Consider the following 26,040-nt stretch of genomic DNA (forward strand, 5'->3'; position numbering starts at 1 on the left):
CGGGCCGCCCCGGAGGACCGGCTGTCAGTACCGGTACTGCTGCTCGTTGTAGCCGTTGTCGTACCCGGGGTCCGGGTCGTGCTGCGGGTACGCCGGATAGGGCTGCTCGGGCGGCAGTTCTCCGCCGTAACCCTGCTGCTGCTCGTCACCGTTGCGCTGCTGCGGCACCCAGACGCCGCCGGGGGGCGTGTCCGTGCCGTACCCCGCGTCCGCCGCGTACGGGTCGCCGTACTGCTGCTGGCCGGTGGCGTACGGGTCGCCGTACTGCGGCTGCGCCGGATACGTCTGGGCCCCGATGTACGGGTCCGAGTAGGGCGCGGCGTACGGCTGCTGCCCGGCGTCGTAGCCGTAGTTCTGCTGCTCGTAGCCGTAGGCCCCGGTCTCGTAGCCGTACCCCTGGTGGTCCTGGTCGGCCTGTGTCGCCTGGGCGTACGCCGTGTCGCTGTAGACGCCGTACTGGCCGGTGTCGTCGGGCATCGGCTCGGTGGTGGCGTACACCGCGGTGGACTCGGCCGGGGTCTGAGGGGGTTGCGGGGTGTGCGCGTACTCCTGCGCCCCCTGCTCGTACTCCAGGTCGGAGACCTCGAGCGTCGGCTCCTGGCGCGCGGGGTCCTTCCGGCGGCGCTTGCTGCCGCCCCTGCTGCCGCTCTCGGCCCCGCCGGGGGCGTTCTTGAGGGCCCAGCCCGCCGCGAAGCCGCTGCGGAAGGAGAGCGTGACGTACGTCTGCCCGACCGCGAAGGCGATGGCCCCGGCGGCGATGACGAGCACCGAGGGCATCAGAACGCCGAGGACCACGCCGAGGAAGCCGCCGAAGGCGAGCAGGCGCCAGCGCAGTCGTGCCTTGTACTGCAGCAGCACCTCACCGAGGAGCCACAGCGCCACCAGTCCGAATGCCGCATAGAGGACCGCCCAGCCCATGTACGCCCCTCTCGTACGGCCGTCACCCCGTGCGGGTACGGCCGATCAGGCCCGCTGGTCGTGCAGGCCCAGGTTTTCGTAGATCTCCAGCGTCGCAGTGGAGTTGTTGAGCGTAATGAAGTGCAGACCCGGTACACCCTCGTCAAGCAGCTTCGCGCAGAACTCCGTGGCGAACTCGATGCCAATGGAGCGTACAGCGGCAGGATCGTCTTTCGCTGTGAGGATCCGCTCTTTCAGCGCCGGGGGGAAGTCCGCGTTGCTGAGCACCGGCAGACGTTCGAGCATGCGCACGCTCGTCACCGGCATGCATTCCGGGATGATGGGGGTGTCGCAGCCCGCCGCCGCGACCCGGTCGCGCAGTCGCAGGTACTCCTCCGGGTAGAAGAACATCTGCGTGATCGCGTAATCGGCGCCCGCCCGGCACTTGTCCACGAAGTGCCGCACGTCGTTGTCCCAGTCCGCGGAGCGCGGATGCATCGCGGGGAACGCGGCGACGCCGACGCAGAAGTCCCCCGACTCCTTGATCAGCTCGACGAGTTCGGCCGCGTACGTCAGCCCCTCGGGGTGCGAGACCCAGTCGGCCGTGGGGTCGCCCGGCGGGTCTCCGCGCACCGCGAGCATGTTGCGGATGCCGGCGTCGGCGTACTGGCCGATGATGTTGCGCAGTTCGGCGATCGAATGCTCGACGGCGGTGATGTGGGCGACCGGCGTCAGCGTCGTGTCCGCGACGATCTGCTCGGTCTCCCTGACCGTGCCCGCGCGCGTGGAGCCACCGGCGCCGTACGTCACGGAGACGAAGTCCGGCGAGACGGCCTCGACCCTGCGCAGCGCGTTCCACAGGTTGCGCTCGCCCTTCGCGGTTTTCGGCGCGGAGAACTCGAACGAGTACGTGGTCTTCCCGGCCGCGAGCATGTCGCGCACGGTGCGGGCTCGATCAGTCCTGGTGGAAGCGGTGCCAAAGGCCATACGGGCAGGTTACTGACGGAATCCGGTAGCCCCTAATCCCCGTCCACCTTGCGGACAGGTGCGCTCGACGCCGCTTCTCGGCGGCGTTTCCCAGGGGTCACATCGAACGCAGACGCTTGGCGAACTCGGCCGCCGCGGCGGCCGGATCGTCGGCCTCCGTGAGGGCGCGGACGACGACGACGCGCCGGGCGCCGGCCTCCAGGACCTCGTCCAGGTTCCCCAGGTCGATGCCGCCGATGGCGAACCAGGGGCGGTCGGTGCCGAGGCCCGCGGTGTGGCGCACCAGGTCGAGACCGGGGGCGGGCCGGCCGGGCTTGGTCGGGGTCGGCCAGCAGGGGCCGGTGCAGAAGTAGTCCACGCCCTCCTGGACGGCGGCCGCGGCGGCCTCCGTGTCGGCGTGCGTGGAGCGGCCCAGGAGGACGTCCTCGCCGAGGAGGGCGCGGGCCGCGGGGACGGGCAGGTCGCCCTGGCCCAGGTGGAGCACGTCCGAGCCGCTCGCGTGAGCGACGTCCGCCCGGTCGTTGACCGCGAAGAGCTTGCCGTGGCGGCGGGCCGCCTCGGCGAAGACGGCGAGGTGTTCCAGCTCCTCGCCGGCCTCCATGCCCTTGTCGCGCAGCTGGACGATGTCCACACCGCCGGCCAGCACGGCGTCGAGGAACTCCGGCAGGTCGCCTTGGCGCTTGCGGGCGTCGGTGCACAGGTAGAGCCGGGCATCGGCGAGCTGCGCGCGCTTCGGGTCGGCCATGGGACATCCCCCGTTGGTGTCGATGACGTGCGCACCACGAGGCCGTGGTGCGCACGCCGGACGGTTGTCAGGTCAGACGGCGAGCGCCTGGGCGCGACGCTTCACCTCCGTGCCGCGATTCTCGCTCAGGGCCTGCGCGGGCGTGCCCGGCAGGGTCGGGTCGGGGGTGAAGAGCCACTCCAGCATCTCCGCGTCGCTGAAGCCGTCGTCCCGCAGGAGCGTCAGGGTGCCGGTGAGGCCCTTGACGATCTTGTCGTCGTCGATGAAGGCGGCGGGCACGTGCAGCGCCCTGTTCTCACCACGGCGTACGGCGATCACCTGGCCCTCTTTCACCAGCTGTCGCACACGCGTCACCTCGATGCCGAATTGCTCGGCGATGTCGGGGAGGGTGAGCCAGTCGGGGACGAGAGCATCGATCTTTGCGTCAATCTCGGTCACGGGACAAGCGTGCCATCCCGGACTGACAGTCGGAAGCCGGGGCGGGCCGACCAGGTGTTCCAGCCCCGCGGTGGCGGCCCGACCGGTCAGGCCACGGCGGACTTCAGGGGTCGGGCCGGGTCGGCGAGCCGGTCCGGGTCCAGCACGGTGCCCGCGTCGATGAGTTTGCGGCCCTGCGCCAGGTCGCGGGGTTTGCCGACGGCCAGCACGGCCACCAGGGCGCCCTCGCGCAGCCAGCAGACCGACCAGGCCGCGCCGGTGGGGTCGCCGCGCCACACCGTCGTGTCGGCGGCGCCGTGATGGCCCGCGTACTGCACGAAGCGGCCGAACTGCTCGGACCAGAAGTAGGGCACCGGGTCGTACACCGCCGGTGTCTCACCGATGATGTTCGCCGCGACCGTGCGCGGCCCCTGGAGGGCGTTGTCCCAGTGGTGGACCAGCAGCCGCTCCCCGTAGCGCCCCGAGGGGAACGAGGCGCAGTCCCCGACGGCGTACACGTCGGGCAGGGACGTGCGCAGGCTCGCGTCCGCCAGTACCTCGCGGTGGGCACCCAGGCCGATGCCGGAACCGGCCAGCCAGCCGGTGGCCGGGCGGGCGCCGATGCCGACGACGACGGCCCCGGCGGGCAGCCGCGTCCCGTCGTCCAGGACCACGAAGCCCGGCTCGACGCGCTCCACGCGCGCGTGGGTACGCAACCGGGCTCCGGCGTCCGCGTACCAGGCCGCCATGGGCGCCGCCATCTCGGCGGGCAGCGCCCCGGCCAGCGGTCGCCCGGCGGCCTCCACGACGGTGACCCGGCAACCGGCCTCGCGGGCGGCGGTGGCGAACTCGGCACCGATCCACCCGGCGCCCACGACCACCACGTCGCGCTGTTCCGCCAGGACGGGCCGCAGCCGCTCCGCGTCGTCCAGGGTGCGCAGCAGATGGACGTCGGGGACGGCTTCGGTGCCCGGCAGCCGGACGGGTTCGGCGCCGGTGGCGACGACGAGCACGTCGTAGGGGACCGGCCCGGCGGCCGTGTCCAGCTCGTGGTCGCCGGGGCGCAGCCCGGTGACCACGCGGCCCACCTCAAGGGTGACGCCGAGCGCCTCGAAGTCCACGTCGAAGGCGGAACCGTCGGCCTTGCCGAGCAGGACGGCCTTGGAGAGCGGCGGCCGGTCGTAGGGCGGGTGGGGCTCGGCGCCGAGCAGCGTGACGGAGCCGGCGAAGCCCTGTTCTCGCAGGGCCACGGCCGTCTGCACGCCGGCCATGCCCGCGCCGACGACGACGACGCGCCGCTGTCCTGGAGGTGTTCCGTTGCCGCTCCGCTGCTCGCTCATCGGATCACCTTAAGCACCTGATCTTGCGTCAGTCAGCGGCGCGGGCCACTCCCGCGCCGTGACGTCCTGCACACGTGTCACCGGTTTAGCGATCAAGGGGCGCCGCGCCCACGGGTCACGGCCCGCAGGCTCCCTTACTGAGGGTCCTGCGCACGAGTTAGGGTGGCCGACGTAAAGCACTCGCGGGAGCCCGTACGCAGCGGGCTGAGAGGGAGGCTGGGCGGCCTCCGACCGTACGAACCTGATCCGGGTCATGCCGGCGAAGGGAGGGGCTGGACGCCCATGTCGCGCACTCCCACCGAAGCCACCGACGTACTGGTCGTCGGGGGCGGCATCATCGGTCTGGTCACCGCGTGGCGGGCCGCGCAGCGCGGTCTGTCCGTAGCGGTCGTGGACCCCGAACCGGGCGGCGGGGCCGCCCAGGTGGCGGCCGGCATGCTGGCCGCCGTCACCGAACTCCACTACGGCGAGCAGACCTTGCTCGCCCTGAACGTCGAGTCCGCGCGCCGCTACCCCGAGTTCGCGGCCGAGCTGTCCGAGGCCACCGGCCAGGAACTCGGCTACCGCGCGTGCGGCACGCTGGCGGTCGCGCTGGACGCGGACGACCGGGCGCACCTGCGTGAACTGCACGCGCTGCAGAGGAAGTCGGGGCTGGAGTCCGAGTGGCTGTCGGGCCGCGACTGCCGCCGGCTTGAGCCGATGCTCGCGCCGGGCGTACGCGGGGGCCTGCGGGTCGACGGTGACCACCAGATCGACCCGAGAAGGCTCGCGGGCGCCCTTGTGACGGCCTGCGAGCGTGCGGGCGTGGTCTTCCACCGGGTCCGGGCCGACCGGCTCCTGGTCGAACGGGACCGGGCGCGCGGTGTGCTGCTGGCCGACGGCACCGCGCGGGCGGCCGACCGGACGGTGCTCGCGGCGGGCAGCCGCAGCGGGCGGCTCGCGGGGCTCCCGGCCGAGGTGCTGCCCCCGGTCCGCCCGGTCAAGGGCCAGGTGCTGCGGCTGACGGTGCCCCCCTCGTACGCGCCGTTCCTCAGCCGTACGGTGCGCGCGGTCGTCCGCGGCAGCCACCTCTACCTCGTACCGCGCGTCAACGGCGAGCTCGTCGTGGGCGCCACCAGCGAGGAGCTCGGCTGGGACACGACGGTCACGGCGGGCGGGGTCTACGAACTGCTGCGCGACGCCCACGAGCTCGTCCCCGGCATCACGGAACTGCCCCTGACCGAGACCTGCGCGGGCCTGCGCCCCGGCTCGCCCGACAACGCCCCGCTCCTCGGCCCGACGGCCCTGCCCGGCCTCCTCCTCGCCACCGGCCACCACCGCAACGGCGTGCTGCTCACGCCGATCACCGGGGACGTCATGGCCGAGGTCCTGACCACCGGTGAACTCCCGGAGGAGGCCCGCCCGTTCACCCCGGGGCGCTTTACCGGCCAGGGCCCCGGGGGCTCGGGCGACCGCACCAGTGACGCCTCCTTGGAGCAGCCCGCATGAACGTGTCCGTCAACGGTGAACAGCGCGCGGTGAGCGCCGGCACCACTCTCGAAGCCCTCGTCACCACCCTCACCACAGCACACTCCGGCGTCGCCGCCGCTCTCAACGAGACCGTCGTGCCGCGCACCCGGTGGTCCGCGACCGCGCTCTCCGACGGGGACCGCGTCGAAGTCCTCACAGCCGTACAAGGAGGCTGACTCGCCATGGCCGACGACGCTTTCGTCCTCGGAGGCACCACGTACTCCTCGCGCCTGATCATGGGCACGGGAGGCGCCCCGAGCCTCGACGTCCTGGAACGCTCCCTGACCGCCTCCGGCACCGAACTCACCACGGTGGCGATGCGCCGCGTGAACGCGACGGTGCACGGCTCGGTCCTCTCCGTCCTGGAAAAACTCGGCATTCAGGTGCTCCCGAACACGGCAGGCTGCTTCACAGCGGGCGAAGCCGTACTCACGGCCCGCCTCGCGCGCGAGGCCCTGGGCACGAACCTGGTCAAACTGGAAGTGATCGCGGACGAGCGCACCCTGCTGCCCGACCCGATCGAGCTCCTGGACGCCGCCGAGACCCTGGTCGACGACGGGTTCACGGTCCTGCCCTACACCAATGACGACCCGGTCATGGCCCGCAAGCTGGAGGACGTGGGGTGCGCGGCGATCATGCCGCTCGGCTCCCCCATCGGCTCCGGGCTCGGCATCCGCAACCCGCACAACTTCCAGCTGATCGTCGAGCACGCGCGCGTGCCGGTGATCCTGGACGCGGGCGCGGGCACGGCCTCCGACGTGGCCCTCGCCATGGAGCTCGGGTGCGCGGGTGTGATGCTCGCCTCCGCGGTGACCCGCGCCCAGGAACCGGTGCTCATGGCCGAGGGCATGCGGCACGCGGTGGAGGCGGGCCGGCTCGCGTACCGGGCGGGCCGCATCCCCAGGCGGCACTTCGCCGAAGCCTCCTCGCCCACCGCGGGCCTGGCCCGTCTCGACCCCGAGCGCCCCGCCTTCTGAGAGGGTCACAGCTCTGCTGCAGTACGGGCCCGGTCCCGCAGCGGGCCCGGGCCCTGTCAGTCACTCCTCGTACACTCGCCTGCGTGGACACGACCCTTCAGGACCCGTTGCTCGGGCACGTGCTCGACGGCCGGTACCGCGTCGACGCACGCATCGCGGTCGGCGGGATGGCCACGGTCTACCGGGCCGTGGACACTCGCCTCGACCGTGTGCTCGCGCTCAAGGTGATGCACCCCTCGCTGGCGGCCGACGTGACGTTCGTCGAGCGTTTCATCCGCGAGGCCAAGTCGGTGGCCCGCCTCTCGCACCCGAACGTCGTGGGCGTCTTCGACCAGGGCGCCGAGGGCGCGTACGTCTACCTGGCGATGGAGTACATCGCGGGCTGCACTCTCCGTGACGTCCTGCGCGACCGCGGAGCGCTCCGGCCCCGGGCGGCGCTCGACATCCTGGAGCCGGTGCTCGCCGCGCTCGGGGCGGCGCACCGCGCGGGCTTCGTGCACCGCGACATGAAGCCGGAGAACGTCCTGATAGGGGACGACGGCCGGGTGAAGGTCGCGGACTTCGGTCTGGTCCGCTCCGTGGACACCGTCACGACCACCACGGGCACGGTCCTCGGCACGGTCTCGTACCTGGCGCCCGAGCAGATAGAGGACGGCACGACGACGCCCGGCGTGGATGTCTACGCGTGCGGGGTGGTCCTCTACGAGATGCTGACGGGCGGCAAGCCGCACTCGGGCGACACCCCGGCCCAGATCCTCTACAAGCACCTCAACGAGGACGTCCCGGCGCCCTCCGCGGCCGTGCCGGGCCTCTCTCCGGCCCTGGACCACCTGGTCGCGTCGGCCACCGCCCGCTCCCCGCAGGTGCGCCCGCACGACGCGGTGGCGCTGCTCGCTCATGTGCGGGAGGCCCGTTCGGCGCTGACCGACGCGGAGCTGGACGCGGTGCCGCCGCAGGAGCGGGCCGTGGAGCACGCGGGGGCGGACGACCGTACGAGCGTGCTTTCGCGCGCGGTGCAGTTGCCGCTGCCCGCGGAGGAGGACGGGTTCCACCGCACGAGCCGCATGGAGAGCCCGCCGCCTGCCGCCCCGGCCCGTCGCGGGAGCGGCAGGCCACGGCGCGGTACGTTCGCGATCCTCGCGGCGCTGCTCCTGGTCCTCGGTGTCGGCGCGGGCGTCTGGTACATCAACGCGGGCCAGTTCACCAAGGTCCCGCGCCTGCTGGCCAAGTCGGAGGAGCAGGCGAAGCAGCGTCTCGACGAGCTCGGACTGCATCCCGGCGGCAAGACCACGTACAAGTACAGCGACGCGTACAAGCGCGGCACCGTCATGGCGACGGACCCCAGGCCCGATGCCCGTATCCGGGACGACGGCACGGTGAATCTGACGGTGTCCAAGGGCCCCGAGACAGTGAAGGTCCCCGACGTCGAGGGCAAGCCCCTCGCGAGGGCCAGGAGCGGCCTCAAGGACCGCGGCCTGGAGCCCGGCATGGTCACCAGGGCGTTCAGCGACGAGGTCGCCAAGGGCTCTGTGATCAGCACGGACCCGGACGCGGGCGCGACGCGCAGATCGGGCTCCGCGGTAGCCCTGGTCGTCTCCAAGGGCGCTCCGGTGGACGTCCCCGACGTCACGGGCGAGTCCGAGGACGATGCGGTGGCCGAGCTGGAGGATGTCGGCCTGAAGGCGGAGATCGCCACGCAGCGGATCAACTCCGACGAGGACAAGGGCGATGTGGCCCGCCAGTCCCCCGACGACGGTCAGCTGGCCGAGGGCGCGACGGTGACCCTGACGATCTCCAAGGGCCCGCCGATGATCGAGGTCCCGGACGTCACCGGCATGAGCGTGGACGAGGCCCATGCCAAGCTCGAGGACGCCGGTTTCGACGTCGACGACGACCGCGGCTTCCTGGGCCTCTTCGGGGACACGGTCAAGAGCCAGTCGGTGGACCCCGGCGAAGAGGCCCCCAAGGGCTCGACGATCAAAATCACCATCCGCTAAGCCCCGGAGCCAGCACACCTGCCAAGGGGCAGGGCGGCGACCGGCAACGGGCAACCGGCGGCCGGCGGCCGGCAGGATGATCCGACGATCAGACGGCCACGAGACGGAAGGGGCCGACCGGGGTATGTGCGCGCGCAGCACACCAGCACGCGGTAGCAATACCCGAAGCAACCGGCGAGGCCATCAAGATGGCGAGCACGCACATACCCCGGGCGGCCCCGTACCCACCCACACACCTGTCGGAACGAACGGGAAGCCGCGAACGCACCCCGACCGGCCACCCTCCATTCAGGCGCACTCCCGCACGCATGACACCCTGGACCGGGTGAACAGCAGCATCCGCACCCGCAACCCCATCGGCGGCCACGTCCCGGCGGCCGGCGGCCTCGCCACCGTTGGGCTCTCGTACGCCCAGGACGTCCGGGCCGAGACCGTCCAGGTCTTCGTGGCCAACCCGCGCGGCTGGGCCACAAGCCCGGGCAACCCCCAGCAGGACGAGGCGTTCCGCGCCCGCTGCTCCGCCGAGGGCATCCCGGCCTACGTCCACGCCCCGTACCTGATCAACTTCGGTTCGCACACCGAGGCCACCGTGGAGAAGAGCGTCGCGTCGATGCGGCACTCCCTGCGCCGCGCCCGCGCCATCGGCGCGCTCGGCGTCGTCGTGCACACCGGCTCCGCGACCGGCGGCCGGGACCGGGCCGTGGCTCTCGCCCAGGTCCGCGAGCACCTGCTTCCCCTGCTCGACGAACTGACCCACGAGGACGACCCCTTCCTCCTCCTGGAGTCGACCGCGGGTCAGGGCGCGTCCCTCTGCTCACGCACCTGGGACTTCGGCCCGTACTTCGACGCCCTGGACCACCACCCCAAGCTGGGCGTCTGCCTGGACACCTGCCACATCTACGCGGCCGGCCACGACCTCGTGGCCCCGGGTGGTGTGAAGCAGACCCTCGACCTCCTCGTGGAAACGGTCGGCGAGGGCCGCCTCAAGCTGATCCACGCCAATGACTCCAAGGACGTGGTGGGAGCCCACAAGGACCGCCACGAGAACATCGGCTCGGGCCACATCGGGGCCGCGCCCTTCCAGGAGCTGATGGCTCACCCGGCGACGGAGAACGTCCCGCTGGTGGTAGAGACGCCGGGCGGCAAGGTGGACAACGCGGCGGACATCGCCCGCCTCAAGGATCTCCGCGCGGGTATCGCGAACCCGAACTGACCCCGAACCCGAAGGCCAAACCCAAACCCAAACCCGAAGCCGAAAGCCGAACCCGAAAGCCGAAACCGAAAGCCGAAAGCCGAAAGCCGAAGGCTAAAGCTCAGGCCCTTCCCCAGGACCTTCCTGGTAGGAGTACCGCTGCTCCCGCCACGGATCCCCCACGTTGTGGTACCCGCGCTCCTCCCAGAACCCCCGCCGATCCGCGGTCATGTACTCGACCCCGCGCACCCATTTAGGCCCTTTCCAGGCATACAGGTGCGGCACCACGAGCCGCAGCGGGAACCCGTGCTCGGCGGTGAGCAGCTCGCCGCCCTTGTGGGTGGCGAAGATGGTGCGGTCATCGGCGAAATCGGAGAGCCGCAGGTTGGAGCTGAACCCGTACTCGGCCCAGACCATGACGTGCGTGACGGCGGGATCGGGCGGCGCCAGCTCCAGGATGGTGGAGGCGCGCACGCCGCCCCACTCGGCGGCGAGCATGCTGAATTTGGTGACGCAGTGCAGGTCGCCCAGGACGGTCGCGTACGGCAGGGCCGAGAACTCCTCGTGGTTCCAGCAGTGCTTGTCACCGTCGGCGGTGGAGCCGAAAACCCTGAACTCCCACCGTTCGGGCCGGAACTTGGGCACCGGGCCGTAGTGTGTGACCGGCCAGCCGCGCTGCAGACGCTGCCCCGGCGGAAGTTCCGGCTGCACTGCTCCCCCAGACTCGCTACCCACCGGATCACCCATGCCTCCATCCTGACAGAAGCCGGGCGGTGACCATGACCACGAGACCGCCGACGGGCCGTAGTCGATCAACGATCGGGGCAACTCGTACTAAGCGTGCACTTACTGGACGCGTTTGGGCGCCGGTGCGAGGATGCGCGAAATCTGCCGAGTCCACCACGCGGAAGGAGCCTCTGCGATGCAGGGCGACCCCGAGGTCATCGAGTTCCTCAACGAGCAGCTCACGGGCGAGTTGACGGCCATCAACCAGTACTGGCTCCACTACCGGATCCAGGACAACAATGGCTGGACCAAGCTGGCCAAGTACACCCGTGCCGAGTCCATCGACGAGATGAAGCACGCGGACAGGCTGACGGAACGCATCCTCTTCCTCGATGCCCTGCCGAACTATCAGCGGCTGTTCCACGTGCGTGTCGGGCAGACCGTGACGGAGATGTTCCAGGCCGACCGGCAGGTGGAGGTGGAGGCGATCGACCGCCTCCGGCGCGGCATCGACGTGATGCGGGCCAAGGGCGATGTGACATCGGCGCGGATCTTCGAGGACATCCTGGAGGACGAGGAGCATCACATCGACTACCTCGACACCCAGCTGGAGCTGATCGAGAAGCTCGGCGAGGCGCTCTATCTGGCGCAGCAGATCGAGCAGCCGGACAGCTAGGCGGCTTCCGGAAGCCGCTGCGGTGCGCCGGGGTCAGCGAGCGAGCCCTGCTCCGCCGGTCCGGTCCGGGGGTAGGCCCCCCGCCCGAGGAGCGCCTGGATGCGGCGTACACACGAGCCGCAGTCGGTACCGGCCTTGCAGGCGGACGCGATCTGGCGGGGGGTGCAGGCACCGCCCGCGGCGTGCCGCTTGACCTGGTCCTCGGTGACACCGAAGCAGTTGCAGACGTACATGCGGGCTCACCTCCCCGGTCGGGACTCACAGGCGTCGCCGTCCCGATCGCTCGGTGAGGCTAGCCTAACCATACCCGTCGGGCCGGATGCACAAAAGCGCCGTGGGGCGCGGATCGTTGTGATCCGCGCCCCACGGCGCTTTCAGGCGGGAATACGGCGTGCGTCAGAGCGCGGTCACTGGTCCCGGTACATCTCCGCGACGAGGAACGCCAGGTCGAGGGATTGGCTGCGGTTCAGCCGCGGGTCGCAGGCCGTCTCGTAGCGCTGGTGGAGGTCGGCGACGAAGATCTCGTCGCCGCCGCCCACGCACTCGGTGACGTCGTCACCGGTCAGCTCGACGTGGATGCCGCCGGGGTGCGTGCCGAGCGCCTTGTGGACCTCGAAGAAGCCCTTGACCTCGTCGAGCACGTCGTCGAAGCGGCGGGTCTTGTGGCCGGAGGCCGCCTCGTACGTGTTGCCGTGCATCGGGTCGGTGATCCAGGCGACGGTCGCGCCCGAGGCGGTGACCTTCTCGACCAGCTCGGGCAGCTTGTCCCGGACCTTGTCGGCGCCCATGCGGACGATGAAGGTGAGCCGGCCGGGCTCGCGGTCCGGGTCGAGGCGCTCGATGTACTGGAGCGCCTCCTCGGCCGTCGTCGTCGGGCCGAGCTTGATGCCGATGGGGTTGCGGATCTTCGAGGCGAACTCGATGTGCGCGCCGTCGAGCTGCCGGGTGCGCTCGCCGATCCAGACCATGTGGCCCGAGACGTCGTACAGGTTGCCCGTACGCGAGTCGACGCGGGTCAGGGCCGACTCGTAGTCGAGCAGCAGCGCCTCGTGGGAGGCGTAGAACTCGACCGTCTGGAACTCGGCCGGGTCGGTGCCGCAGGCCCGCATGAAGTTGAGCGCGTTGTCGATCTCGCGGGCGAGCTGCTCGTAGCGCTGGCCGGACGGGGAGGACTTCACGAAGTCCTGGTTCCAGGCGTGGACCTGGCGCAGGTCGGCGTAGCCGCCGGTGGTGAAGGCGCGCACCAGGTTGAGCGTGGAGGCGGACGCGTGGTACATCCGCTTCAGCCGGTCCGGGTCCGGGATGCGGGCGGCCTCGGTGAACTCGAAGCCGTTGACCGAGTCGCCGCGGTAGGTCGGCAGGGTCACGCCGTCGCGGGTCTCGGTCGGCTTGGAGCGCGGCTTGGAGTACTGGCCGGCGATGCGGCCGACCTTCACGACCGGCACCGAGGCGGCGTACGTGAGGACGGCACCCATCTGGAGCAGGGTCTTCAACTTGTTCCGGATGTGGTCTGCGGAGACGCCGTCGAAGGCCTCGGCGCAGTCGCCGCCCTGGAGCAGGAACGCCTCTCCCTTGGCGACGGCCGCCAGTCGGGCGCGCAGCTGGTCGCACTCGCCTGCGAAGACGAGCGGCGGATACGACTCGAGGTCCGCGATCACATCGCGCAGAGCCTCGGCATCGGGGTACTCGGGCTGCTGCGCCGCGGGCAGGTTTCGCCAGGTGTTGCCAGCGCTGGCGCTGGTCTTAGCGTTCACGGTCACCTCGACAACATTACGGGGTCGGGTCCGGCGTCCATCCCTCCGCTCATCTTTTGAGACAGCCGAACGGCGTATCCGGGGAACGGGGACCGGCAACCGCTCCACAGGAGCCGGGGGTTCGGGTACGGTGGCGCCCATGTTCGCGCAGCTTCTCAACCGCACCTGGTGGTGGACCGCACATCCGGCGGCCCACTGACTGCGCGTATCCGAGATCGCGAAGGCCGCCCGAGGGGCGGCCTTCAGTGTTTTCAGGACCGGGCCGTTCCTCTCCGACCGACTCCAGGACGAGGAACCCACGATGCAACTCTCCGCACTGCTCGCCGACGACCGCCCCTTCGCGCTGCTCCGCCGCCGCACACCGGGCCGCGACCACGACACGGTCGAGGTCCTGATCGGCTCCGTCGGCGTGTACGACAGGCTCGCGGACATCCCCGAGGGCCTCGCCCTGGTCCCCTTCCGGCAGATCAGAGAGCGCGGTTTCGACGTGCGCGACGACGGCACGCCGCTGTCGGTCCTCGTCCCCGAGGAGTCGTACGAGCTCCCGCTCGCCGAGGCGCTCCGCTCGCTCCCGCTCCACGACGTGGAGGTCAGGGACGGCGGCTTCGACGTCGACGACGAGGCGTACGCGGACATCGTCGGCCGGGTCCTGCGCGAGGAGATCGGGCAGGGGGCGGGCGCGAACTTCGTGATCCGGCGGACCTACGAGGGTGAGATCCCGGGGTTCTCCCGGGTCGACGCGCTCGCGCTGTTCCGGCGGCTGCTCGACGGCGAGCGGGGCGCGTACTGGACGTTCGTGGTGCACACGGGCGAGCGGACGCTGGTCGGCGCGAGCCCCGAGGTGCACGTACGGATGTCCGGCGGCACCGTCGTGATGAACCCGATCAGCGGGACGTACCGCTACCCCGCGGCCGGGCCCACCCCCGACGACCTGCTGGACTTCCTCGCCGACGGCAAGGAGATCGAGGAGCTGTCGATGGTCGTCGACGAGGAGCTGAAGATGATGTGCACCGTCGGCGACATGGGCGGGGTCGTCATCGGGCCGCGGCTGAAGGAGATGGCGCACCTCGCGCACACCGAGTACGAGCTGCGGGGGAGGTCGAGCCTCGATGTGCGCGAGGTGCTGAAGGAGACGATGTTCGCGGCGACCGTCACCGGCTCGCCCGTGCAGAACGCCTGCCGGGTCATCGAGCGGCACGAGGTGGGCGGCCGCGGGTACTACGCCGGCGCGCTCGCGCTGATCGGACGGGACGCGGGCGGCGCGCAGACCCTGGACTCCCCCATCCTCATCAGGACCGCCGACATCGACGCGGCCGGGCGCCTGCGGGTGCCGGTCGGCGCGACCCTGGTGCGCGGTTCCGACCCGGCGGGCGAGGTCGCGGAGACCCACGCGAAGGCCGCCGGGGTCCTGGCCGCCCTCGGGGTGCGCCCCGGGCGCCCGCGCGAGGAGAGCACGCGGCCCGCGCTGACCGACGACCCCCGGGTGCGGGCGGCCCTCGACGGGCGCCGCGCGGCGCTCGCGCCGTTCTGGCTGCGGATGCAGGACCAGGACCAGCGCCGTGGCGAGCCGGCCGGGCACGCGCTGGTCGTCGACGGCGAGGACACGTTCACCGCGATGCTGGCGCACGTGCTGCGCTCGTCGGGGCTCGACGTGACGGTGCGGCGCTACGACGAGGAGGGGCTGAGGGAGGCCGTCCTCGCCCATGAGGGGCCGCTCGTGCTGGGCCCCGGCCCCGGCGATCCGTCCGATCTCACCGATCCGAAGATGCGGTTCCTGCGGTCGCTGACGGCCGAGGTGATCGGCGCGCACCGGTACGGCGTGCTCGGCGTCTGCCTCGGGCACGAGCTGATCGCGGCCGAGCTGGGCCTGCCGATCGTCCGCAAGGACGTGCCGTTCCAGGGGGCGCAGGTCGCCGTCGACCTGTTCGGGCGGCCCGAGACCGTCGGGTTCTACAACAGCTTCGTGGCCCGTTGCGACGACGACGCGGCCGGGGAGCTGGCCGCGCACGGCGTGGAGGTCAGCCGGGACCCGGCCGGCGGCGAGGTGCACGCCGTACGCGGTCCTGGCTTCGCGGGGGTGCAGTTCCACCCGGAGTCGGTGCTGTCGCTGCGCGGCGCCGGGATCGTCCGCGAACTGCTGGCTCAGCTGGCGGCCGGGACCAGCACGTTCTCGGAGCGGCGGCCCGCGAGGTAGTCCAGGACGTTGTGCACCGTGGTGTCGATGATCTGGCCGACCGCGTCGACGGTGTAGTACGCCTGGTGCGAGGTGACCAGGACGTTCGGGAAGGTGACGAGGCGGGCCAGGGTGTCGTCGTCGACGATCTCCAGGGACTTGTCGAGGAAGAACAGGCCCGCCTCGGCCTCGTACACGTCGAGGCCGACGCCCGCGAAGCGGCCCTCGCGCAATTCGGCGACGAGGGCCTTGGTGTCGACGAGGCCGCCGCGGCTGGAGTTGATGAGGATCGCGTCGTCCTTCATCGCGCGCAGGGCGGCGGCGTCGACGATGTGCTCGGTGGCGGGGAGCAGCGGCACGTGCAGGCTGATCAGGTCGGCCTCGGCGAAGAGCCGGTCCTTGTCGACGTACTTCATGCCGAGGGCCGTGCAGTTCGGGTTCTCGGTGACGTCCCAGCCGAGCAGGTTCATGCCGAAGCCGTGCGCGATGCGGGTGAACGCCTCGCCGATCTTGCCGGTGCCGAGGACGCCGACGGTGCGTCCGTGCAGGTCACGGCCGAGCAGGCCGTCGAGGCGGAAGTCGAAGTCGCGGGTGCGGGTGCTGGCCCTGACGATGCGCCGGTTGACGGCCATCGCGAGGGTCCAGGCGAACTCGGCCACCGAGTACGGCGAGTAGTACGAGACCCGGGCGACGGTCAGCCCGAGGCGCTCGGCGACCTCCAGGTCGATGTTGTTGAAGCCCGTGGAGCGCTGGGCGATCAGCTGCGTGCCGCCGGCCGCGAGGCTCTGCAGCACCCGGCTGTTGAGCGTCGCGTTGACGCTGGTGGAGATGATCTCGTAGCCGGCCGCGATGGGCGCGGTGTCCTCGTTGAGGAAGACGTCCAGACAGCGGACATCGTGGTGGCCCTCGAAGGCCTTCTCGATGAGGGGCTTTTCGTCGGACTGCACGCCGAACGCGAGGATCTCCATGGCGCGAGTCTATGGAGGGGCGAAGAGGACGGCACCCCGAACCGGGCGCCGCCCCCTGGCCTGTCCGGAGCGGATCCGGCCTACCCGAAGAAGACCCCGACCTCCTCGTACAGCGCCGGATCGACCGTCTTCAGGCGGGCCGTCGCCTCCGCGATGGGCACGCGCACGATGTCCGTGCCGCGCAGCGCGACCATCTTGCCGAAGTCGCCGTCGTGCACCGCCTCGATCGCGTGCAGGCCGAAGCGCGTGGCGAGCCAGCGGTCGAAGGCCGACGGGGTGCCGCCGCGCTGGATGTGGCCGAGGACCGTGGTGCGGGCCTCCTTGCCGGTGCGCTTCTCGATCTGTTTCGCGAGCCACTCGCCGACGCCCGAGAGGCGGACGTGGCCGAAGGAGTCCAGCGACTCGTCCTTGAGGACCATGTCGCCGTCGCGGGGCATCGCGCCCTCGGCGACCACGACGATCGGCGCGTACGACGACGTGAAGCGGGAGGTGACCCAGGCGCAGACCTGGTCGAGGTCGAAGCGCTGCTCCGGGATGAGGATGACGTTGGCACCGCCGGCCAGGCCCGAGTGGAGGGCGATCCAGCCCGCGTGGCGGCCCATGACCTCGCAGACGAGGACCCGCATATGGGACTCGGCGGTGGTGTGGAGGCGGTCGATGGCCTCGGTGGCGATACCGACGGCCGTGTTGAAGCCGAAGGTGTAGTCGGTGGCGGAGAGGTCGTTGTCGATGGTCTTGGGCACGGCGACGACCTTGATGCCGTAGTCGTCGGCGAGGCGCGCGGCGACGCCCAGGGTGTCCTCGCCGCCGATCACGACGAGGGCCTCGACCTCCTGTTTGGCGAGGTTCGCCTTGACCCGGCGGATGCCGTCCTCGGCCTGGAGGGGGTTGGTGCGCGAGGAGCCGAGGATGGTGCCGCCGCGCGGCAGGATGCCGCGCACCGCCGGGATGTCGAGGCGCAGGGTGTGGTCCTCCAGGGGGCCGCGCCAGCCGTCCCGGAAACCGACGAAGTCGTAGCCGTACTCCTGCACGCCCTTGCGGACGATGCCGCGGATGACGGCGTTGAGCCCGGGGCAGTCGCCGCCTCCGGTCAGTACTCCGACCCTCATCACGTAACTCCCTTGTCACGGCGAGCAGTTGAGGCAACTGTGCCGCGCGGGGTCACTCGTCGTCCAGACCCCGTTCGATCGCGTACCGCACAAGTTCCACCCGGTTGTGCAGCTGAAGCTTCCCGAGGGTGTTCTGCACGTGGTTCTGGACCGTGCGGTGCGAGATGACCAGACGCTCGGCGATCTGCTTGTAGCTGAGGCCCTTGGCGACCAGGCGCAGCACCTCCGTCTCCCGGTCGGTGAGCCGGGGCGCCTTCGGCTCGTCCGTGTCGGCGGCAGGGGCGGGCTCCGAGGCCAGCCGCCGGTACTCGCCGAGGACGAGACCGGCGAGGCCCGGGGTGAACACGGGGTCGCCGGCGGCCGTCCGGCGCACCGCGTCGACCAGCTCGTCGGTGGACGCGGACTTCAGCAGATAGCCGGTGGCGCCGGACTTGACCGCCTCCAGCACATCGGCGTGCTCGCCGCTCGCCGAGAGGACCAGGACCCGGAGCGCCGGGTCGGTGCCGACGAGTTCCTTGCAGACCTGGACGCCGGGCCTGGCCGGCAGGTTCAGGTCGAGGACGAGGACGTCGGGGCGGGCCGCGCGGGCGCGGCGCACCGCCTGCTCCCCGTCGCCGGCCGTGGCGACCACGTCGAAGCCGGCCGCGGCCAGGTCGCGGGCGACGGCGTCGCGCCACATCGGGTGGTCGTCGACCACCATGACCCTGACCGTGCTCTCCGCGCCGTGGGCCGGCTGCTCGCCCGTCCCGCTCGTCCCCGTCATCATGCCGGTCCTGCCTTCCCCCGTGCCGTTCATGCCGTTCCTGCCGTTCACGTTCTGAGAGCCGTCACTTCTTCTTCGGTACGTTCAGTTCGACCTCGGTGCCCTGGCCGGGGACCGAGATCACTTCGGCGGTGCCGCCGATGTCGCGCAGCCGGCCCCGGATGGACAGGGCGACACCGAGCCGTCCCTCCCCCTCGGCCTGGGCGAGGCGGCCCTCCGGGATGCCGGGTCCGTCGTCCCGTACGGTCACGATCACCGCGTCCGGGTCGTCCTCGACCAGGATCCACGCGTACGCGTCCGCGCCCGCGTGGAGGCGCACGTTGTCCAGTGCGGCGCTGACGGCGGCGGCCAGTTCGCGGGCCGCGGCGGCGCGCATCAGGACCGGGGCGCCCGGCTCGGAGAAGGTGACCCGCGCGCCCGCGTGCCCGGCGAGAAGGGGCCGCAGATCGCGGAGCGCGCCCTCGTCCGCCGGGCCGCCGGGTTCGTCGACGGCGCGGACGACGGCGCCCAGCGCGGCGTCCTCGGAGGCGCGGGACGCCGGGGCCAGGCCACCGGCCACCAGGGTGCGCAGCGCGATCTCCTGCTCGCCCGCCATCCGGCCGATCTCGGCGGCGTCACCGCCCAGGGCGTTGCCCCGCCGCTGCACCATGGCGAGGACCTGCAGGACACCGTCGTGGATGTCGCGGGCCAGCCGCTCGCGCTCCCGCGTGGTGGCCTCGATCTCCAGGGCGCGGGCCAGGGTGCGCTCGGAGGCGCGGGCCACCTCGACGACGTAGCCGATGGCGATGGACGCGATGCAGACCAGCAGCACGTTGTGGAGGGTGCTGCGGCTGAGGCCGCCGCGCTGGACCACGTTGGCGACGCCGACGAGCAGGGACGCGGAGGCCGCCCAGCGCCAGCCGCCCTTGAGCGCCCAGGCGAGGACCGCGCCCGCCGTCCATATCGACGGCAGGGTCGAGCCGCCGGTGACGGCGCGCTCGTGGCCTGCGACCGGGGAGAGCAGGATGCCGACCACGGCGACCGCCAGGTCGGCGGTGAGGAACCACCGGGTGCAGCGCGCGGCGCCCGACACCTGCGGCAGCGTCGACAGGGTCCATCCGGCCAGGACGGCGAAGTAGGCGACGGCGACCCATGGCCGCTCGTACACCTCGTACGCGGAGACGAAGAGGCCGATCGCGTACAGCATGGTGAGCACGCGGTAGCCGAGCAGGGCACGCCACAGCGGCTGCTCCACCGACATCCGTACGACCCGTTCGCGCCTGACCGTGCTTCCCATGTCCCCCGCCCCCGTCCGCCCCGCCTTGGGCGCCACCCCCGCCCTCAGGAGCCGCCCCGCTCCTTCTGTGCTTCCTTCTCGGCCTTCGCCGCGTCCGCGAGCTGCCGCTTGGCGGCGGTGGCGTACATGTCGACGTACTCCTGGCCGGAGAGCTTCATGATTTCGTACATGACCTCGTCGGTCACCGCCCGCAGCACGAACCGGTCGTTCTCCATGCCCTGGTAGCGGCTGAAGTCGAGCGGCTTGCCGATCCGGATGCCGGGGCGCATCAGCTTGGGCATCACCTTGCCGGGCGGCTGGATCTTCTCCGTGTCGATCATGGCGACCGGGATGACGGGCGCGCCGGAGGCCAGCGCCACGCGGGCCAACCCGCCGGGCTTGCCGCGGTACAGCCGGCCGTCCGGGGAGCGCGTGCCCTCGGGGTAGATGCCGAACAGCTCGCCGCGCTCCAGGACGTCGATGCCGCTCTTGATGGCGGCCTCACCGGCGCCGCGCGAGCCCGAACGGTCCACCGGGAGCTGACCGACCCCCTTGAAGAAGGCGGCCGTCAGCTTGCCCTTCACACCGGGCGTCGTGAAGTACTCGGCCTTCGCGATGAAGGTGACCTTGCGGTCGAGGACGGCCGGCAGGAAGAACGAGTCGGAGAAGGAGAGATGGTTGCTGGCCAGGATCGCGGCTCCCTCGGCGGGGATGTTCTCCATGCCCTCCACCCACGGCCTGAAGCCGAGCCTCAGCGGCCCCCCGATGGCCACCTTCATTGCGCCGTAGATCAACCCACTGCCTTCCCTCGTCCGAGGTTCAGACCTTAACCCGCGGGGCCGCCCAGGGGCCCGACGACCCTGGTCGGTGTCAGTCCGGTCGCGTACGGTGAAGTGCACGTCCCGCTGCTCGCCCGCGTCCACGCCGTACCGCCCGCACGAACCGCACGTATCTCCCGAATCGCACGAATTCCACGAACTGGAGACCGAAGGTGCCGGACCTTCCCGGAGCCGAGCCGTACCGCCACGAAGGCGGCGAGATCGGCGTCCTCCTCTGTCACGGCTTCACCGGATGCCCCCAGTCCCTGCGGCCCTGGGCGGAGTACCTGGCCGAGCGCGGGCTGACCGTCTCGCTCCCGCTGCTGCCCGGGCACGGCACCCGCTGGGAGGATCTGTCGGTCACCGGCTGGCAGGACTGGTACGCGGAGGTGGACCGGGCTCTGCGCGACCTCACGGACCGCTGCTCGCAGGTGTTCGTCGCCGGCCTGTCGATGGGCGGCGCCCTCGCGCTGCGCCTCGCGGCCCGCCACGGCGACCAGGTGGCGGGGCTGGTCCTGGTGAACCCGGGGAACAAGGTGCACGGACTGGCCGCCCACGCCCTCCCGGTGGCCCGGCACTTCGTCCCCACGGTCAAGGGGATCGCCAGCGACATCGCCAAGGAGGGCTCGCAGGAGGTCGGGTACGGCCGGGTGCCGCTGCACTCCGCGCACCAGTTGCGCCGGTTCTTCCGGGTCGTCGACCGTGAACTGCCGCAGGTGACGCAGCCGGTGGTGGTGCTGCACAGCGTCCAGGACCATGTGGTGCCGCCCGCCGACTCGGCCCGTGTGCTGAGCCGGATCTCCTCCACGGACGTCACGGAGATCCTGCTGGAACAGAGCTACCACGTCGCGACGTTGGACCATGACGCGGACCGGATCTTCGAGGAGAGCTACGCGTTCATCGGCCGGCTCGCTCCCAGTGTCGGCAAGACCCCCAGCGAGGGCGTGAGCGGCCCCGGCGAGGGCGCGGAAGGGACGGCGAGCGGTGGCTGAGCAGGAGCGGCGGGAGCCCGAGATCCCAGACAGTCCGGACAGGCCGGAGAGCCCGGACAGTCCGGGCGGCGGTGAGGGCCGCCCGCCCGAGGAGTCCGGCGCCGGGCCCTCGCGGCCGGACCCGGACCGCGAGGCGGAGGAGCAGGGCGCGTACCCGGTGGACGAGGACGCCGTGTGGGCGCAGATCGTCGCCGGTTACGGGGAGGAGCCACCGGACCCGCCGGGTGCGAAGCCGTTCAAGTCGGTGGAGGATCTGGCGCTCCTGGAGCCGGAGACCAACGCGACGCCGCTGCCCGAGCGGGACGGGGCCGACGGGACGGACGGACCCGACGGACCCGACGGGAAGCCGAAGAAGGACGCCAAAGGCTCCCTCGGCTCGTCGGTCTCCTTCGCCCCGGGCGTCGGCGCCGCCCCCGGGCCCCGCGACCACGCGGTCGCGGAGCCGTCCGAGAGCGACTTCGACGAGGACGACGAGGGCCACTTCGTGCCGCCCGAGCCGCCGCCGCTCCCGGAGACGGACGTGACGGCCCGGTTCGCGTGGCTGGCCGTGATCGGCGGCCCGGTGCTGCTGCTCGTCTCGGTGCTGCTGGGCTGGTCGATGACGTGGTGGCTGACGACCGTCTGCGTCGGCGGCTTCCTGGGCGGTTTCGCCACGCTGGTCGCGCGGATGAGGTCGGACGAGGACGAGGACGACGACCCGGGGCGCGGCGCCGTCGTCTGACGGCGGCGGCTACCGGACGGCGGGAACCTTGAGGGCGGCCAGGACCGGCAGATGGTCCGTGGCCGCCCTCAGCTCGTGCGCAGGCAGCTCCGCCGGGACGCCGCAGCCGAGGATCTCGATGCCCTTGGTGGTGAGGATCGCGTCGATACGCTGATGGGGGTCGGCCGGGGTCGAGGTGTACTCGTTGCCCCAGGGGCGGGTCGCCCAGGCGTCGTTCAGGGTGGTGGCCAGTCGGCGGAAGGTGCGTCCGTCGGGGCGTTCGTTGAGGTCACCGCCGACGACGGCGTGCTCGACGCCCATCGCCTCCAGGTGGTCGAGCAGCATCCCGCCCTGCGCGTACCGCTCGTCCTTCTGCAGGCTCAGATGGCAGCTGATGACGCCGAGCCGTGCGCCGCCGAACCGTACGACGGCGGTGGCGAGGCCGCGCCGGTGCAGTCCGGGCGTGAGCGGCAGCAGTACGTCCTCGGTGCGCTCGACCGTGGCCCGCATCGAACAGAGCAGGGCCGGGCCCGCCGCGCTGCCGCCGCCGGAGAGGACCACCAGGTTCGCGGCGCGGGCGAGCCGGGCGAGCTTCTTGCGCCAGCGGAAGAAGCGCGGCGCCTCCTGGATCAGGACCAGGTCGGGGGCGCACGCCTTCATGACGCGGGCGAGGGCGACGGGGTCGTCGCGCATCGAGCGGATGTTGTAGCTCAGGACGCGGACGACGGCCGAACCGTCGGCCGCGGTAAGCGAGTTGGGGAGCGAGCCGGAGTCCATGACGATCAAGATACGCCGGTGCCCGCCGTCCCCGGGGGGAACGACGGGCACCTGGACCGGACCGGGCTCACCTGCACCGGTCTCACATCACGGGGTCGGGCTCCCGCGCCAGGTCGGCGGCGCCGACCATGCCCGCCTTGTTGCCCAGCTGGGCCGCGATGACGTCGGCCACCGGCCGCCAGTTCCCGCCGACCAGCCAGCGCTTGTACGACTTGCGGATCGGGTCGAGGACCAGCTCGCCCTCGTCCGAGAGTCCGCCGCCGACGATGAACGCGGAGGGGTCGAAGAGCGAGGCGAGGTCGGCCAGACCGGCGCCGGCCCAGCGGGCCAGCTCACGGTAGGAGTCCACGGCGACCAGGTCGCCCTGGCGGGCGGCCATGGAGATGTGCTTGCCCTCGATGCCGTCGGGCGTGCCGTCGCCGAGCGAGAGCAGGTACTCCGCGTTCTCCGGCGTCGCGTTCGCCCGCTGCTTGGCGTAGCGGACCAGGGCGCGCCCGGAGGCGTACTGCTCCCAGCAGCCCTGCGAGCCGCAGCCGCACAGCAGGCCGTCGGGGACCATCCGGATGTGGCCGAACTCGGCGGCGACGCCGAAGTGGCCGCGGCGCAGCTTGTTGCCGATGATGATGCCGCCGCCGAGGCCGGTGCCGAGCGTGATGCAGATGACGTTGCGGTGGCCCTTTCCGGCGCCGAACTTGTATTCGCCCCAGGCCGCCGCGTTCGCGTCGTTCTCCACGACGACGGGCAGGCCGACGCGGTGCTCGACCTTCTCCTTCAGCGGTTCCTGGCGCCAGTCGATGTTCGGCGCGAAGTACACGGTGGAGCGCTGACGGTTGACGTAGCCGGCGGCGCCGATGCCCACGCCCACGATCTCGTGCCCGGCCCTGGCACCTTCCACGGCCGAGGCGATCGCGTCCACGATCCCGTCAGGCGTGGAAGGCGTCGGCACCTTGAACGTGGAGAGGATGTTGCCCTCCTCGTCGACCACGCCGGCCGCGATCTTCGTGCCGCCGATATCGACGCCGATGGTGAGTCCCATGAATCCCTCAGTTCGGTCGAGCCCCGCTAGGGCCCACCGTACCTGAGCAGGATTCAGTCCAGGTCGATGTGTTCCCCGTCGGGGCCTTCGTCCGTGGGGGGTTTCGGGGAGTCGGAGCGCTGGGTCCAGCGGCGCTCCTGGTTCTCGACGGCGGAGCGGTAGGCGGCCAGCAGCTCGGAGCCCGCGGCGGCCAGGTGGTCGAAGACGTCGGAGTTGCGCTCGATGACGGGTTCGACGACGGACCTGGCCTGCCGGACGACCTGCTTGGCGACCTGCTCGGCGGTGCCCTGCGCGACGGCGCCGAGGAACGGGGCCTGTATCCCGGAGAGCTTGTCGGTGACGGCGTCGACGAGCTTGCGCAGCTCGTCGGTGGCCGAGCCGGGGGGTGCCCCGTACTCGGCCCTGCGGCGGGCCTGCTCCGCCGCGAGATCCTCGGCGCAGGCCTGCTCCCAGGCGTCGGCGTCGACCTGAGGTGCGGGCTGCTCGGTGGCGTCGCTCATGACGGCTGACTCCTGCGGAGAGCTGTAGAGGTGCTGAAGCGCTGACGCCTTCGACGGTACCCGAACGGGTGCATGCGCTTCATCGGGTCCGCGGCCACAGATCGGGGTCGGGCGCGAACCGCACACGCAGTTCCCCGTCGGCGAGCGCGGCTCCGGCGACGGTGCAGCGGCGGGGCGCGGAGGGCAGCGGGACGATGCGGCGGAACGGTCCCGCGCCGATGACGATCTCGTCGCCCCGCCGGATCAGCGTGAGCTCCTCGCGGACGGCGCCGGGCAGCGGGATGCGCCAGACCAGCACACCCTCGTCGGCGAGCCGGTCCTCGATCGGCCAGGGGCGGTGGGGTTCGGGGTCGCCGGGAAGCGGCAGTCCGAAGTCGGAGTGGTCGGCGAGATCGGCGAGATCGGCCGGGCGCGGATCGCGGCCGAGGTGGGGTATCTCGTACGCGTCCGGCCACTCGGCGACGATCTTGCGCTGGCGGGCCGCGGCATCGGCCAGCCACGGGTCGGTGGAGCCGTCGGGGAACATCCGGTTGGCGATCAGCGCCTCGGTGCGCAGCCCGTGCAGGGCGAGCCCGGTACCGGCGCCGCGCAGGGCCTCGGCGGCGGCCCGGGTGGGTTCGGCGACGAGGCGTACGAGGGTGGTGTCGGCGTCGATCACGGTCTGCGCGGCGGCGAGTTCGGCGGACCAGCGGGCCGCGGTCTCGTACAGTTGCTCCGCGGGCATCGGCACGCCCGCGAGCCGCCCGAGGACGGGGCGCAGGGCGCGGGCCGCCTGGCGTTCCGCGGGCAGCAGGCGGCGCAGGTAGCGGCACAGCTGGCCGGGCAGGGCGAGGACGGCGACGGCGCGCGGGACGGGCGGCAGGTCGACGACGACCAGGTCATGGGGGTCATCGGCGCTCTCCCGCAGGGCGCGCAGCAGCGCGAGCTCCTCGCTGCCGGGCAGCGGGGTGATCTCGTCGGCGTCGAGCCGGGCGGCCCCGAGCAGGTCGAGCGCGGAGCCTGCCCGGCCTTGCAGGGCGAGGAGCGCGTCCCGGAACTCGTCGGCGGGGGCGAGCCGGGTGAGGGTGACGCCGGGGAGGGTCTCCTCGGCCACGGCGTCACCGGTGATCAGTCGCGTGCGCTGCCCTTCGCGGGCGGCCTTGAGGGCGGTGGCGGCGGCGACGGTGGTCCTGCCGGAGCCGCCGGTGCCGGTGACGAGAAGGGTGCGCATGGTGTGCGAGGCTACTGCGCCGAGGTCACGGGGGTTCGCCCCGGACCCCGCTCCTCAGACGCCGGAGGCGCCGGCCGGGCCGGACTCCACGCGCTTCTTCAGTCCGGCCAGCGCGCGGTCGATGATGACCTTCTCGGCCTTGCGCTTGATCATGCCGAGCATGGGGATCTTCACGTCGACGGTCAGCGAGTACGTGACCTCGGTCCCCGTACCGGCGGGCCGCAGCACGTACGAGCCGTCGAGCGAGCGCAGCATCTGGGACTTGACGAGCGTCCAGGAGACCGCGTCCCCGCCCGTCCAGGTGTACCGGAGGGTCTGGTCGTCCTTGATCGCGCCGGCGTCCATGACGAGGCGGACCTGCTCGGCGCGGCCGGCGTCGTCCGTCGCGAGGACCTCGGCCTCCTTCACCTCGCCGGTCCAGTCCGGGTAGCGGGCGAAGTCGGCGATCACTCCCATGACGTCGGCCGGTGCCGCCTCGATCGTGATGCTCGAGCTGGTGTGTTCCGCCATCGCGGTGGCTCC

27 protein-coding genes and 1 riboswitch are annotated in these 26,040 nt (G+C 71.7%); of the genes, 9 read left to right on the top strand and 18 right to left on the bottom strand.

Annotated elements, in window-relative coordinates; translation table 11 throughout:
* Positions 1 to 24 precede the first annotated feature (24 nt).
* The 5 genes from ACZ45E_RS33320 to ACZ45E_RS33340 all read right to left on the bottom strand — a co-directional run bounded on the left by ACZ45E_RS33320 (position 25) and on the right by ACZ45E_RS33340 (position 4,386).
* Positions 25 to 918 (bottom strand): hypothetical protein, encoded by an 894-nt coding sequence (locus tag ACZ45E_RS33320; RefSeq protein ID WP_468228163.1) that lies wholly within the window; start codon positions 916 to 918, stop codon positions 25 to 27.
* Positions 919 to 963: 45 nt separating this feature from the next.
* Complete coding sequence (gene metF / locus ACZ45E_RS33325) at positions 964 to 1,884, bottom strand: methylenetetrahydrofolate reductase [NAD(P)H] (RefSeq protein ID WP_468228165.1); 921 nt, start codon at positions 1,882 to 1,884, stop codon at positions 964 to 966.
* Positions 1,885 to 1,981: 97 nt separating this feature from the next.
* The gene (gene thiE, locus ACZ45E_RS33330; RefSeq protein WP_468228166.1) at positions 1,982 to 2,629 is read right to left on the bottom strand and encodes a thiamine phosphate synthase; all 648 of its coding nucleotides are present in this window, start codon (positions 2,627 to 2,629) and stop codon (positions 1,982 to 1,984) included.
* Between the two features lie 72 nt (positions 2,630 to 2,701).
* Positions 2,702 to 3,067: an Rv2175c family DNA-binding protein gene (locus ACZ45E_RS33335; protein ID WP_468228169.1), complete on the bottom strand. Its 366-nt coding sequence runs from the start codon at positions 3,065 to 3,067 to the stop codon at positions 2,702 to 2,704.
* Positions 3,068 to 3,153: 86 nt separating this feature from the next.
* Positions 3,154 to 4,386 (bottom strand): NAD(P)/FAD-dependent oxidoreductase, encoded by a 1,233-nt coding sequence (locus ACZ45E_RS33340; protein WP_468228171.1) that lies wholly within the window; start codon positions 4,384 to 4,386, stop codon positions 3,154 to 3,156.
* 172 nt (positions 4,387 to 4,558) lie between these two features.
* Positions 4,559 to 4,671, top strand: a riboswitch (TPP riboswitch).
* Between ACZ45E_RS33340 and thiO the strand changes: the two genes are divergently transcribed.
* From thiO to ACZ45E_RS33365, 5 genes are all read left to right on the top strand, one after another.
* On the top strand, positions 4,669 to 5,874 hold the full coding sequence (gene thiO, locus ACZ45E_RS33345) for a glycine oxidase ThiO (RefSeq protein WP_468228174.1): 1,206 nt from the start codon (positions 4,669 to 4,671) through the stop codon (positions 5,872 to 5,874). (Overlaps the previous riboswitch by 3 nt.)
* On the top strand, positions 5,871 to 6,071 hold the full coding sequence (thiS, locus tag ACZ45E_RS33350) for a sulfur carrier protein ThiS (RefSeq protein ID WP_468228176.1): 201 nt from the start codon (positions 5,871 to 5,873) through the stop codon (positions 6,069 to 6,071). The genes thiO and thiS overlap by 4 nt, the downstream gene beginning before the upstream one ends.
* A 6-nt stretch (positions 6,072 to 6,077) precedes the next feature.
* Positions 6,078 to 6,872 carry a thiazole synthase gene (locus ACZ45E_RS33355; RefSeq protein ID WP_468228179.1) on the top strand — a complete coding sequence of 265 codons (795 nt, stop codon included), beginning with the start codon at positions 6,078 to 6,080 and terminating at the stop codon, positions 6,870 to 6,872.
* A gap of 83 nt (positions 6,873 to 6,955) precedes the next feature.
* The gene (pknB, locus tag ACZ45E_RS33360) at positions 6,956 to 8,869 is read left to right on the top strand and encodes a Stk1 family PASTA domain-containing Ser/Thr kinase (RefSeq protein WP_468228182.1); all 1,914 of its coding nucleotides are present in this window, start codon (positions 6,956 to 6,958) and stop codon (positions 8,867 to 8,869) included.
* 325 nt (positions 8,870 to 9,194) lie between these two features.
* Positions 9,195 to 10,082 carry a deoxyribonuclease IV gene (locus ACZ45E_RS33365; RefSeq protein ID WP_468228185.1) on the top strand — a complete coding sequence of 296 codons (888 nt, stop codon included), beginning with the start codon at positions 9,195 to 9,197 and terminating at the stop codon, positions 10,080 to 10,082.
* Between the two features lie 93 nt (positions 10,083 to 10,175).
* Here ACZ45E_RS33365 and ACZ45E_RS33370 read toward each other — a convergent pair whose 3' ends face one another.
* Complete coding sequence (locus ACZ45E_RS33370) at positions 10,176 to 10,808, bottom strand: sulfite oxidase-like oxidoreductase (RefSeq protein WP_468228188.1); 633 nt, start codon at positions 10,806 to 10,808, stop codon at positions 10,176 to 10,178.
* A 175-nt stretch (positions 10,809 to 10,983) separates the two neighbouring features.
* Here ACZ45E_RS33370 and bfr point away from each other — a divergent pair, with 175 nt between their 5' ends.
* Positions 10,984 to 11,463, top strand: coding sequence for a bacterioferritin (gene bfr, locus ACZ45E_RS33375; protein WP_324768392.1), 480 nt, complete (start codon positions 10,984 to 10,986; stop codon positions 11,461 to 11,463).
* On the opposite strand, the gene ACZ45E_RS33380 is transcribed toward bfr, so the two are convergent.
* Both ACZ45E_RS33380 and ACZ45E_RS33385 read right to left on the bottom strand, forming a co-directional pair.
* Positions 11,460 to 11,696, bottom strand: a complete 237-nt coding sequence (locus ACZ45E_RS33380; RefSeq protein ID WP_468228192.1) for a (2Fe-2S)-binding protein — start codon at positions 11,694 to 11,696, stop codon at positions 11,460 to 11,462. The genes bfr and ACZ45E_RS33380 overlap by 4 nt on opposite strands.
* Before the next feature lie 174 nt (positions 11,697 to 11,870).
* Positions 11,871 to 13,223 carry a class II 3-deoxy-7-phosphoheptulonate synthase gene (locus ACZ45E_RS33385; protein ID WP_468228195.1) on the bottom strand — a complete coding sequence of 451 codons (1,353 nt, stop codon included), beginning with the start codon at positions 13,221 to 13,223 and terminating at the stop codon, positions 11,871 to 11,873.
* Positions 13,224 to 13,518: 295 nt separating this feature from the next.
* Between ACZ45E_RS33385 and ACZ45E_RS33390 the strand changes: the two genes are divergently transcribed.
* Positions 13,519 to 15,411 (top strand): anthranilate synthase family protein, encoded by a 1,893-nt coding sequence (locus ACZ45E_RS33390; RefSeq protein WP_468228196.1) that lies wholly within the window; start codon positions 13,519 to 13,521, stop codon positions 15,409 to 15,411.
* On the opposite strand, the gene ACZ45E_RS33395 is transcribed toward ACZ45E_RS33390, so the two are convergent.
* From ACZ45E_RS33395 to ACZ45E_RS33415, 5 genes are all read right to left on the bottom strand, one after another.
* Complete coding sequence (locus tag ACZ45E_RS33395; RefSeq protein WP_468228199.1) at positions 15,360 to 16,358, bottom strand: 2-hydroxyacid dehydrogenase; 999 nt, start codon at positions 16,356 to 16,358, stop codon at positions 15,360 to 15,362. The genes ACZ45E_RS33390 and ACZ45E_RS33395 overlap by 52 nt on opposite strands.
* A gap of 80 nt (positions 16,359 to 16,438) precedes the next feature.
* Positions 16,439 to 17,467 (bottom strand): 6-phosphofructokinase, encoded by a 1,029-nt coding sequence (locus ACZ45E_RS33400; RefSeq protein WP_468228202.1) that lies wholly within the window; start codon positions 17,465 to 17,467, stop codon positions 16,439 to 16,441.
* A gap of 52 nt (positions 17,468 to 17,519) precedes the next feature.
* On the bottom strand, positions 17,520 to 18,230 hold the full coding sequence (locus tag ACZ45E_RS33405; RefSeq protein WP_468228303.1) for a response regulator: 711 nt from the start codon (positions 18,228 to 18,230) through the stop codon (positions 17,520 to 17,522).
* Positions 18,231 to 18,294: 64 nt separating this feature from the next.
* Positions 18,295 to 19,506, bottom strand: a complete 1,212-nt coding sequence (gene macS / locus ACZ45E_RS33410; protein WP_468228204.1) for a MacS family sensor histidine kinase — start codon at positions 19,504 to 19,506, stop codon at positions 18,295 to 18,297.
* Positions 19,507 to 19,550: 44 nt separating this feature from the next.
* Positions 19,551 to 20,276, bottom strand: coding sequence for a lysophospholipid acyltransferase family protein (locus ACZ45E_RS33415; protein WP_468228305.1), 726 nt, complete (start codon positions 20,274 to 20,276; stop codon positions 19,551 to 19,553).
* A gap of 200 nt (positions 20,277 to 20,476) precedes the next feature.
* Here ACZ45E_RS33415 and ACZ45E_RS33420 point away from each other — a divergent pair, with 200 nt between their 5' ends.
* Both ACZ45E_RS33420 and ACZ45E_RS33425 read left to right on the top strand, forming a co-directional pair.
* The gene (locus ACZ45E_RS33420) at positions 20,477 to 21,295 is read left to right on the top strand and encodes an alpha/beta hydrolase (protein ID WP_468228207.1); all 819 of its coding nucleotides are present in this window, start codon (positions 20,477 to 20,479) and stop codon (positions 21,293 to 21,295) included.
* On the top strand, positions 21,288 to 22,016 hold the full coding sequence (locus ACZ45E_RS33425) for a hypothetical protein (RefSeq protein WP_468228209.1): 729 nt from the start codon (positions 21,288 to 21,290) through the stop codon (positions 22,014 to 22,016). The genes ACZ45E_RS33420 and ACZ45E_RS33425 overlap by 8 nt, the downstream gene beginning before the upstream one ends.
* A gap of 9 nt (positions 22,017 to 22,025) precedes the next feature.
* On the opposite strand, the gene ACZ45E_RS33430 is transcribed toward ACZ45E_RS33425, so the two are convergent.
* The 5 genes from ACZ45E_RS33430 to ACZ45E_RS33450 all read right to left on the bottom strand — a co-directional run bounded on the left by ACZ45E_RS33430 (position 22,026) and on the right by ACZ45E_RS33450 (position 26,028).
* Positions 22,026 to 22,772: an endonuclease/exonuclease/phosphatase family protein gene (locus ACZ45E_RS33430; protein ID WP_468228211.1), complete on the bottom strand. Its 747-nt coding sequence runs from the start codon at positions 22,770 to 22,772 to the stop codon at positions 22,026 to 22,028.
* A gap of 82 nt (positions 22,773 to 22,854) precedes the next feature.
* Complete coding sequence (locus tag ACZ45E_RS33435; RefSeq protein ID WP_468228214.1) at positions 22,855 to 23,808, bottom strand: ROK family glucokinase; 954 nt, start codon at positions 23,806 to 23,808, stop codon at positions 22,855 to 22,857.
* Positions 23,809 to 23,861: 53 nt separating this feature from the next.
* Positions 23,862 to 24,308: a DUF5304 domain-containing protein gene (locus tag ACZ45E_RS33440; protein ID WP_468228217.1), complete on the bottom strand. Its 447-nt coding sequence runs from the start codon at positions 24,306 to 24,308 to the stop codon at positions 23,862 to 23,864.
* A 79-nt stretch (positions 24,309 to 24,387) separates the two neighbouring features.
* Positions 24,388 to 25,518, bottom strand: a complete 1,131-nt coding sequence (locus tag ACZ45E_RS33445; protein ID WP_468228220.1) for an ArsA family ATPase — start codon at positions 25,516 to 25,518, stop codon at positions 24,388 to 24,390.
* Positions 25,519 to 25,572: 54 nt separating this feature from the next.
* Entirely contained in the window at positions 25,573 to 26,028 is a 456-nt protein-coding gene (locus ACZ45E_RS33450) for an SRPBCC family protein (protein ID WP_468228222.1), read from the bottom strand.
* Positions 26,029 to 26,040: the final 12 nt, after the last annotated feature.

The organism is Streptomyces sp. NPDC030991 (genome assembly GCF_055571235.1).